General features: G+C 34.9%; 7 protein-coding genes. All 7 read right to left on the minus strand.

Annotation, left to right across the window (positions count from 1 at the left end):
* Nucleotides 1-53: 53 nt before the first annotated feature.
* Nucleotides 54-464 (minus strand): hypothetical protein, encoded by a 411-nt coding sequence (locus KIK00_RS00690; RefSeq protein WP_255814653.1) that lies wholly within the window; start codon nucleotides 462-464, stop codon nucleotides 54-56.
* A gap of 2 nt (nucleotides 465-466) precedes the next feature.
* On the minus strand, nucleotides 467-1,210 hold the full coding sequence (locus tag KIK00_RS00695; RefSeq protein ID WP_255814654.1) for a hypothetical protein: 744 nt from the start codon (nucleotides 1,208-1,210) through the stop codon (nucleotides 467-469).
* 240 nt (nucleotides 1,211-1,450) lie between these two features.
* Nucleotides 1,451-2,032 carry a hypothetical protein gene (locus KIK00_RS00700; RefSeq protein ID WP_255814655.1) on the minus strand — a complete coding sequence of 194 codons (582 nt, stop codon included), beginning with the start codon at nucleotides 2,030-2,032 and terminating at the stop codon, nucleotides 1,451-1,453.
* Between the two features lie 5 nt (nucleotides 2,033-2,037).
* Entirely contained in the window at nucleotides 2,038-4,146 is a 2,109-nt protein-coding gene (locus KIK00_RS00705; protein ID WP_255814656.1) for a hypothetical protein, read from the minus strand.
* Nucleotides 4,147-4,201: 55 nt separating this feature from the next.
* Nucleotides 4,202-4,684 (minus strand): hypothetical protein, encoded by a 483-nt coding sequence (locus tag KIK00_RS00710; RefSeq protein ID WP_255814657.1) that lies wholly within the window; start codon nucleotides 4,682-4,684, stop codon nucleotides 4,202-4,204.
* A 21-nt stretch (nucleotides 4,685-4,705) separates the two neighbouring features.
* Complete coding sequence (locus tag KIK00_RS00715) at nucleotides 4,706-6,205, minus strand: hypothetical protein (RefSeq protein ID WP_255814658.1); 1,500 nt, start codon at nucleotides 6,203-6,205, stop codon at nucleotides 4,706-4,708.
* A 28-nt stretch (nucleotides 6,206-6,233) separates the two neighbouring features.
* Nucleotides 6,234-9,881: a hypothetical protein gene (locus KIK00_RS00720; RefSeq protein ID WP_255814659.1), complete on the minus strand. Its 3,648-nt coding sequence runs from the start codon at nucleotides 9,879-9,881 to the stop codon at nucleotides 6,234-6,236.
* Nucleotides 9,882-10,356 lie beyond the last annotated feature (475 nt).

Here is a 10,356-nt window from a genome sequence, read left to right on the forward strand (position 1 = left end):
TGTGCTTTATTTTTGAGTGGAATAAAAGACATTATAAAAACTTACGTGAAAATTTAAAGTTCATTCAAATATTTTTTAAAATGTCCATGTGGTGTTTTTGATTGTGAATCATAAAAAAACAAATTCATATCTTTTGAGTCAAATAATTTTTTATAGAAATTATAATATGAAAAAAATTCCTCATATCTATTATCGGTCATTTTAATTTCATTAAAAATAATTTCTAAACTATTAATTGATAGAGGTTGGTTTAGGGCAAAATGGTCTTTTAACCAATTCTCAAAAAATCCTTGGAATTTTTCCAAAAGTACTTCCCTGTTTATATTAAAGTCAGAAGAATTGATTAGGAGTAAATATATTTTTTCATCATCTTTTTTTATAAAAGATAAAAAGCTCTTAAACTTTAATTCAAAATCATTACAAACAGTAATTCTTTTATTATCATATGTATATAATTTTTTCATTTTTATGGTTTTTTAAATTTCAATTCAATCCAATATATTTCGGCAGGTCTATTACCTCCCAGGTCGAGAACATCCCAGTCATCAATTAATACTTTTGTAAATCCATTTTTCTTAGCTATTTTCCCAGTAGGAGTATTAAATGCAGAAATTTCTTTAGATAGATGATTATCTAAATAATCAAAGGAAAATGATTTTAAGTTTGTTGAAACTCCATTTTCATATTTTGCTGCAGATAGCCATCTTGCCTGAATTCCATTTACCATCTTGCCTTGTTTTTCAAAAAAAGAGATGGATTCTTCAATAATTTCTGTGCTAAACTTTTGTTTTTGAAGGTTTCTAGGAATATTAATATCAAAAGAAAGATATCCCCCATTAGAGATACTGGCACTTCCCATTTCAACGTCTTCATAAAAATATTTTCTAACATTATTTTCATATTTAATTTTAAGTTTATTTTTTAAAATTTCTTTTTGTGTCGGGATTTGTTCATCTAATTCATTTTTTACATTATCAAAAGATTCCTTAACTTCACTTTCAGCTGTTTTTTCTTCCAGTTTCTTAGAAAAATCATCAGACTCTTTCCTCAAAGTTTCATAATAACCTTCAAGATATTTTTGAGTTTGCTTTTCTAGTGCTAACTCTTTTTCTGCTTTGGAAAGATTTTTCAATAAAGAAGCTTCCTCTGCAATCTTGCTTGCTTTTCCAGCCTTTAATGCCGGAACTAAAAGAGTAATAATGTCTGGCATCAGCTCTCCAAGTTCTTTATACCGGAAATATTGATTACTACCATACTTTAAATACCAATCGGGGAATTCTTTTATTGCAGTCCGAAATTTCTCCCATAGCTTTTTTAGAAAATCTTCAAATTTATAAACAATTTCATTTAAAAGATTTTCGAAAGCTTCTCCTAATGCATCTGTCAGCGCAAAGCCAACTATGCCTGCTGAATCATACTTATAAAAAACAATTTCTGTAGCAAACTAGTTCTAATTAAAGAATTCTAATTTTTCATTTAACCAATTTTTTAATAAATCAGGATTGTCAAGTCTTTCTTTGCAGCCTTGTAATTTTAGTTTATTTGAATTTTCTTTGAGATCAGAATATTTTAAATTACTATCTTCAAGTAATTCTATAATATAATCTTCGGGATCATAAAATAATCCACTTAATAAAATTCCGTAATTAAAACAACTTTTTAAATCAGTCTTTGTAAGTTGGTCTTTATTTTCCAATAATAAATCGAAAGGATTAATTTTAAAATATTTATTTAATATTATTAAATCTTTGAAATTATTTATATCCCAAATTCTAGAATCAGAATTTTTCTCTATAACTGGTCTTGGAGAGTTTTCTTTTAAAACATCTATCCAATCCTCTTTATCAAAGTTCATCCAGATCTCAGGTAGACCAATAAATAGATCTTCTTTTAAAAGTATATTATCAATTGAAAAAGATTCAACCCAAAATTCTTTTTTGCTTTTTTTATCAAGATTTTTAAAAAATGTGCTATAGTCGTTTAGATCTTGATTGTTATTTTGTATTTGATCAATAATATCTAATGCCTTCATAATAATTATTTTTTTATCTTTTTTTGAATAGTTTTTGTCCCGTCAAGTGATTCTTTACTTTCATAGGTTATACGCAACCAAGCTTTATCTAAGTTTACTCCTAATGTTTCAAAAATATCAGGAAATATGTGTGCCTCATCTAAAGTTGGCCAAAAATGACCTGATAAATTTGTAATTTTCTTTACAGTTCCCTTTCTTACAGTAAGGCCACCTGCAGCTATTATTTCGTTTTCATTCGCAAGAAATACATGTCTGAACCCTAATCTCAATTCTCCATTATTTGTAATAACAAAATCTACATCTTCATAATTAATTAGCTTATCTACAATTCTTAGCAAACCATTATCAATTTGTACAATGCCATAAAATTTCCCATCTAAAGGATTTGGATCATTTGGATATTTATTTGTGATTGAATTAAACTTTTTTAGTTTTTCAAAGATTTTAGTATTAACTATTTCATCTAATTCATTTTCGGCATCATCAAAAACTTCTTTAACTTCACTTTCCGCAGTTTTCCCTTCCAGTTTCTTAGAAAAATCATCAGATTCTTTCCTCAAAGTTTCATAATAACCTTCAAGATATTTTTGAGTTTGCTTTTCTAGTGCTAACTCTTTTTCAGCTTTGGAAAGATTTTTCAATAAAGAAGCTTCCTCTGCAATCTTGCTTGCTTTTCCAGCCTTTAATGCCGGAACTAAAAGAGTAATAATGTCTGGCATCAGCTCTCCAAGTTCTTTATACCGGAAATATTGATTACTACCATACTTTAAATACCAATCGGGGAATTCTTTTATTGCAGTCCGAAATTTCTCCCATAGCTTTTTTAGAAAATCTTCAAAATTATAAACAATTTCATTTAAAAGATTTTCGAAAGCTTCTCCTAATGCATCTGTCAGCGCAAAGCCAATTCCATCTCTTGCAATAATCATTAGTAAAGAGACTAAATCTACAATTCCGGCAACAAACTCTATACATCCATTCCAAAGACCAACTAAAAAAGCATTGAGATTGTAAATCTCATTAAGCATTTCTCCCGCAGGTAAAATATCATCCAGTATTTTTAACCCGCTATCTATCAAGGAAGAAAACTTATCAAACAAATATAATAAAACATTGTTTAATATTTCTTTAAAGATCTTCTCTATAATTACATCATTTTGTTCTGGTTTTGTGATGTTTTCAATCTGCTTTTTTAGCTTTGCTTTTATTGATTCTTTTATACCTTCTCTATTTTGCGGAACTATAACATTTGGTAGAAAGGCTGGTGTAAAACCTTTTTCTAATAATGCATTCCAAAACTTTTCCTCTTCATATTTTTTCAATCTCATCTGTTGAGAGATTTCTAATATCTTCTTAGGAGTATTTAAACCAATATACTCTTCACCTTGTAAAAAAAGTAAAAACCATGATAAGTCATCAAATTTCTTTTGTTTGTAATCATATTTTATAGCTTTTGCTAAAAGATTTTTTAATTCACCGGTATTAAGTTTCGTTTCTTTACTGGTTGCAGCAAATTCTAAACTTGAATCATTTTTTAACTCAAAGGGCCTTTTTAAAAATTCTGCTGTTAGTTCTTCCGCATCTGTTTGCCCTAATAATGGGAACTGATGATTTAGTTTTTGTACTGCTTTTATACCAAGTTTTACCCTTACAATTCTTCCAAAATCAAATCTCCCATCATCTGTTTCTATTAAAAACATAACCTCATTCTCTTTTGGTTTAAAGTCCGGATTAGCATATTGTTTTAGAATTTCCTGTCCGTCAGGATTAGCATATACCACAAACTTTATATCATCCCAGTTTTCATTTATAGAATTGTTGTAAAATGAAGTCAATGCAGAACTGAACTTTTTAGGGAGATCAATAATACTGAAATTTGTTTCATTGAAGACTCTTGCAGGTCCATAATCGGCTAATGCAAATGACGGTAATCTTTTTTCCCAATACTGTCCAAAAGGACTGTCTTTAAATGCACTGATTTCTTCAAAAGTATTTTTTTTACTATTGAAGAAGTTTTGCTTACCAAGCAATCCATTTTGTATATCATCTTCTGAAAGGACTTTAGAACCAATTAGATTCCCCCTTCCTTTACTATTTAAAAGATCTAAACTCATTTTGTGATTTTTAAGATTAAAAAGGCAGAGTTTTCAGGCTCTGCCTTTATTTTAATTATGAGAGTTTATCCAGTTCATCTTTGTGAGCTTTCGCGAACTCCTGGAGATAATAGGTCAAAAGTTCTAAAAATCTGACTTTGTTGTTTTTCAAGAGCCATAGCATATATTTATAGCTCGGTACTTTTACCTTGTCATGGGTCATATCTTCTGTCGGTTCTTTTAGCGGAAGCTCTATCGGGCTACTGAATTCATCATCAAGAAGATAGCTCGTCGTTTCTTTGTAGATCACCCATTCCGGAGCCGGCAAAGAGATTTTCAGCTCTTCACCGCTTTCTTTATCTTTCAAGACCTGCTCATATCTGAAATAGATAAACTGCTGTTCAGATTTAGCATCAATGTCCAGTACACGGATACTTCTATCAAACTGGGAAAGGATTGGATGTGCGTGCATTGGTAGTTCTGCAAGGCCTAAAGAAGTCCCTTCGATATTATTAAGCACTTCCTGAATGTTTTGAGGTATAATTAAATGTTCGTTCATGATTTTATTTTTTTTAATGTGTTAAGACAATAATATTTTCCCTATTAGCGTCATACTTAATGATCCTATCCCCCCGCCGCCTCTTGTGGCCATAAACCTTCTGGGATAGAGGTCATAAGAACTGTTAAACTGTTGATACGTTTGGCCATTGCCTTCCGCAATTACATATATGACCCCATTGTAGTAGGCGATATGAATTGTATCATTTCGGGTAAGTGTTAAATTAGGACCGTTATATATTTTCCATTCGCCAGAAACTCCCGCATATACGACTCCATAGAATACGTTATCATCACCGATCAACCCACATTGCCACCAGGTAACGAAATTAGCTCCATTATTTCCTTGTGCATTATCTACAGCGAACGAAACCATAAATCCTGAATTAATATCACTTGTAGATATAAGGTAGTCGGAGGTCGTATTACATAGCAATCCTAAAGCAACCGCAGTATCATTTATCGTTCCTGAGCCACTGTTGATAACCCAATTGGCTATACCATTAAATTGACTATAGGTCAGGCCTGCTTTTACAACCAATTCCGGTGAGCTGACATTAGTTAACCCATTATGTGTTACAAATACCTGATAATAGCCTTCCGGCTTTGTACTCCAGTTGATTCCGAAATTGAGATTATTAGGGAAATTCTGCATCACCGTAAAATTATCTACACTATACTCTTCAGGAACAGGAAGGTTAGTTCCGTTTACATCTTTAATCCTCTTAATTTTGATATAGGCATTGGGTGAAATATTATCAACAAAAAGGTTGAGACCAACCAATGTGGTATACTGGATGAAGTTTTTGGTATTATCAATAAAAGGTAATAACAGCACATCAATTCTTGGAGTTCCTGTTGAGAAATTTTCTGTCGAAAGTTTCATATTATTTCTCCATGCTGTTTTTTCAGTATCGTTTAGTAATAAAGGATAATTTGAGATTATATTTTTTCCGTTGGTCCAGGAAACCTGTCCGGAAGCATTCTGAACCATCATCCTGCTGAATGTTGTATCTGCGGATTTATCGCTAAGTCCTGTAATCGAATAATAAAGCCCTGAAGTATTGAGCGTCCAGTTGGCTCCTAAGGTAAGCCCGGCTCCGGCCACTGTTGTCAGGGATGAATTGGCAATATTCTTGCCCAGGTCTCCCGCAGGAAGTTTTGCAGCTTCTCCATTAACATTCAATCCTATGATCTTTGGATAATCCTGGGCATTACCATCTACCTCCGGAATATCTAATTTTAGGGTTAATCTTTCCCGGGTATTGGTATTGTACTGCGCCTGGGTTGTAATTCCTTCTGAAATAAGATCCAGATCTGAAATGCTGACATGGTCGTCTGACAGCTCTACCGGGATTGATCCTTCAACCACGGCATGGGTTTTTAAGTCTCCATTGGAATCAATGGCATAGTCTGTATAAGTAGCAGAGCCTAATGCCGCTACCTGGTAAATGACGTTAATCTCCCTTTCACCCGCTGGAGGCAGGGCATTTACTCTTATAATTTTTCCTATATTGGACATGCTTTTTATTTTTTAATTAAAGGATTTTTTACAGCCAGTCTCCGGTAATGATTTTTTGTTCTTCACCCGGCTGCACGCCCAGGAGGTTATCATTTGGTACAAAATTGAACTTCTCCGGAGTAATTACTTCTGACGGCACTTCAAAATCATCAGGGTTTTCTGTAGTAAATGGTAATGCATGCGCTACTTTTAAACCAATACTTTCTGCCTGAAGGATATTTAATGCCGTAGGGATTCTTGTCAGCCATGCCTTTCCTTCTTTTTTACCTTTAGGTTCTTTCATTTCATCTACGATCGATAAGTACAATTCATCCCCAATAACAGGAACTTCGCCGCCATTCCAGATCTTGCCGGTAGCCAGGTAGAACTGAACGGAATCTTCAAAACCGGGACGCACCGTTACAATTACTCTAGCCATACCGCTCTGTAGGAAATTTCTAAACAAAGGATCCGTATTTTCTGACTGATACAAATCCACCCAGTTTTGCCTGTTCGCCCAATAGTAAGGATACAGGTAATAAGAGAGATTATCCCACTCAAAAGCCTGTTCCATGAATTTTACAAAAGCTGTGTACTTGTCGAGTTTTGAAGAAAGTACGGTTTCATAATCGTTAAATGAGCCTCCCTGTGTAAGTCCGGATAAACCATATCCATGGGTAGAACCAGCAGCTCTGTCAGACATGTAGGAAATACAATTTTTGCGTAAAACAGTATTTTCAATCTGTCTGTAGAAATTTGGATTTGAATCCTTAATAACTACGGCTTTATTATCCGCCTCAGCTTTAGCATTATTGTAAGCTATAAGAGCATCTTCATAGGCATTGATAATAGCATTGAAGGTTTTTTGCAGCCATGCATTTTTAGCCTCCTGAGTAAGCCGGCACGTGATATTTAAAGCCCCCTGCATAATTGGGCTTTCTCCTGTTGCAAATGAGAATTCAAGTTTATCTTTTACATTTAACCCGTCGATGGTGCCGCTTTTTTGGGTATCTGCGGTACTCATGATCCATGACGTGCTTTTACCCGCTATAGACATAAAGGCAGCATGGTTACCAAGAAAGCCATGAGGCCAGGTATTGAACACATACTCAACACTGGTAGCAGCATATCCTTCAGGAATAATAACTTCCCCGTTTCCATTTACGACCTGGGTATTTCCGTCATCTTTACCGCTAAATCCAGGATCCCGACCCGTAAAAGCCTTGGTGATGGAAAAAGACTCCATGGGCTTTTCATCAAGCTCTGCATTATATTTACCCATCCAGTATTTCAATTTCACCTCATTGGATAAAGCGCTGTAATCACTAATCTGCATATCACTATCTGCTCTCGGATCAACAGGTTTTATCAAGTCCATCTGGTCAGGGTCTTTTATTTCTTTCATCCCTAATAAATGAAGCCTGGCGGGTTCAGGGATCATGAACTCAAACATCGTTCTTTTGCCATAATTATAGATCTGGTTTTTCATGAGTTTATCAACCCATCTATATACCCCGACAACATGTTTATCACCTTTTCTGTTATCCAGGCCGTGAGAATTATTTTCTTCAAATTCATCAATGATTTTTTCAATTCTTTCTTCATGAATTTTTGTTACAATCCTATCCATCGCCCTGGAGGTGATATCCTGAGCCTGTGTTGTGGCTTGTCTGGTGCTTTCTTCTTTTGATGTCTGATGAGCATTACTTAAGCCTAAACTTGTATTAATATTAAAGCCTCCACCACTATAACCTGCGCTTACACCAAATTGTGTGCTGTTATCGGAAGCTTCCTGCAAAATTTTTGAAATCTCGCTCTGCATTTCAAAACGATTGGCTGTAGTGGTATCCGTAAGCTGTTCCCGTTCCGTATCTGATGATGTAGTGGTTGTGTTTTCACTTCTTCTTAATCTTCTGGTAGATTTTTCGCGGTATTCCCTGGCCATCACGTTTTCTATATGGGCAACTTCGCCCTCTACATAAGCATGGGTACTTTGCTCCACCTTTAAATAATCGGCGATACCAATGTTTTTAAACCCAAACCCGGAAGGGATAAAGTTATTTTCATCGTCAATGATCTCAGGATCTTCCCCTTCTTCAACCTGAAGAACAAAATCTCCTGTATTGCATGCTCTTGCCGTAATACCGGGAACGGTAAACTCGGCAACCCTACCGTTAACAAACACCACTTTAACCCTTAAGGTAGAATCCTGAATGGCATAAAAATCTACACCTGGACTGTATAAATCATTTAAGAAAATGGTATTTCCCGTTCTGGTTTTAACAAAGTAGTCTCCGTCAATTGAGGTGGGTGATCCATTGGGAGTGAGGGTATAGGATAACAAGTTCACATCCCATGAAGAATCCGGAACATTCAAAGCCAGGTTAAGAGTATACCATTTGTATATGAAATATGGGCAAACCTGGAAAGTAAATGGAACAGAAATAGTCCTTGAGGCGGGAATGAGAATACCTCCGATGCTTTTATAAACTTCTTCATTTCCCTGAAAATTCTGGACGATTAGGTTATTAAGTTCCTCGACATTTTTATCAACAGCAGTATTGATTTCTACAAATGTATTCCTCCCTTCTAAAACAGATTCAAGATCACTAATGCTTTCTTCCACAGAACGTAGAGACGGCTCTTTTTCGGGATCAAACTTATATCCCAGGACATCGAGTAAAGCTTCTAAATTTTCCGGTTTTAGTTCTGTTACCAACGATTCCGCACTTACCTCATCCCTAAACTTGAATTCGAACTCCGGCAGTCTTGGAAAAGGAACTGCCGGGAGCTGCTGGCATGGGTCTTCAGGGTTGTATTCTGTCCCGGGAGGTCTGGTGCTGCAATATTCTTGTTTAGAATCAGCAACAGCTTTGTTATATTCTTCAAGAAGAGGAATCACTCTCTCTTGATGTGCTTGATTCTGAATTTTAAATTCTGCCTGGTAGTCTTTATTGTATTGTTTTACGATGACAGAAAGATTCCTGTTCAGCAGCTCAATTCTACTAAGCTTCATTTTTACAGCAGACATTTCCTGCTGTTTTTTCATATCATCAGTAGGAAGAGAGGGCACAACCTCCCTACCCAGGGCCTTAGAGCTGGAAGGTGCTGTGGCTATGTTCTGATCATCCATCATCAGCTCTTTGGGAAGAACGACTTTTGCTGTAAGGGCTAACAGGACATTATTCTCACCCGTAACAGCAAGCGTATGAAGGGCCAGGAGCATTTGTATAAGAGTCTCCTTGAGATAGAAATTTTCTTGTGTGACAACCTGGTAGATTAAGTTATTCCATAAAACATGAAGCTCAGGGGCGGGATAACCCGGTGGTAACATCTCTTGTTTTGTTGCTTCAAATTCTTCGTAACTGCATCTCGTCTTATTGACCGCCAGCCAAGTGGCAAATGCATACAGTTCAGGATAGTCGGCTTTAAAATCAGCCAGGCTCTCGATACGGTCAGCATTTGATTTAAAAACCTCGGCTCTTTCTCTTAAAAGCTTTTGTTTAGGTCCTGTACCTTCCGTTACCGGCTTATAAAAAACCGTATCGGACTTCATCTGTTCTGGAAAAAAAATAAACCTTTTATCCTGGTCTGTTTCATCAGAAAGCTGGGGGCTTCGTAAGCTCACAAATCTGAAAAGTGTTTGGGTGGGTGTGTTTTCTGCAATAGGATCTGCAGTGATCTCATTTTCTGTCATTGTAGTGATTTGATTTTGTTTATATTATTGAGGTTGTCTAATAAAATAAGCTATTAAACTAGGTTGGGATTGGAAAATTTGTAAAAAGATGTTGAGTATTCTTAGGGATATTAATGGTTATTAATTTATAAATAGTTTTGTTAAATATATAATAAAAGTACCATGTGTCGTCGTGTGTTAACTTATTTTAACACGATCTAATGTATTATTAATTAAATAATGCAGGATCTGTTGAGTTTTTATCATAGTATGAAAACTTATTATTAATAATGATGTGTTCCTTAACAATGAGTTCAGGACTTCCTTAATAATCTTCATCTTTTTTCATTATTTTTTCTTGTTGCGAAGATCAGAGTTGGTAACGACAAAACTTGACGTATTAAAATTATCTTTAAAGTTTTTCAATAAATGTACACTTATTGATAACTGGAAGGTATTCAACTTGCAACTATTTTTGAGACAAAATTGATATACT

The organism is Chryseobacterium sp. MA9 (assembly GCF_024399315.1).
Taxonomy (GTDB): Bacteria; Bacteroidota; Bacteroidia; order Flavobacteriales; family Weeksellaceae; genus Chryseobacterium.

Excerpts from the sequence above, each read along its gene's own strand:
- KIK00_RS00690 (WP_255814653.1), bottom strand. The coding sequence starts at position 464 with ATGAAAAAATTATATACATATGATAATAAAAGAATTACTGTTTGTAAT.
- KIK00_RS00695 (WP_255814654.1), bottom strand. The coding sequence starts at position 1,210 with ATGCCAGACATTATTACTCTTTTAGTTCCGGCATTAAAGGCTGGAAAA.
- KIK00_RS00700 (WP_255814655.1), bottom strand. The coding sequence starts at position 2,032 with ATGAAGGCATTAGATATTATTGATCAAATACAAAATAACAATCAAGAT.
- KIK00_RS00705 (WP_255814656.1), bottom strand. The coding sequence starts at position 4,146 with ATGAGTTTAGATCTTTTAAATAGTAAAGGAAGGGGGAATCTAATTGGT.
- KIK00_RS00710 (WP_255814657.1), bottom strand. The coding sequence starts at position 4,684 with ATGAACGAACATTTAATTATACCTCAAAACATTCAGGAAGTGCTTAAT.
- KIK00_RS00715 (WP_255814658.1), bottom strand. The coding sequence starts at position 6,205 with ATGTCCAATATAGGAAAAATTATAAGAGTAAATGCCCTGCCTCCAGCG.
- KIK00_RS00720 (WP_255814659.1), bottom strand. The coding sequence starts at position 9,881 with ATGACAGAAAATGAGATCACTGCAGATCCTATTGCAGAAAACACACCC.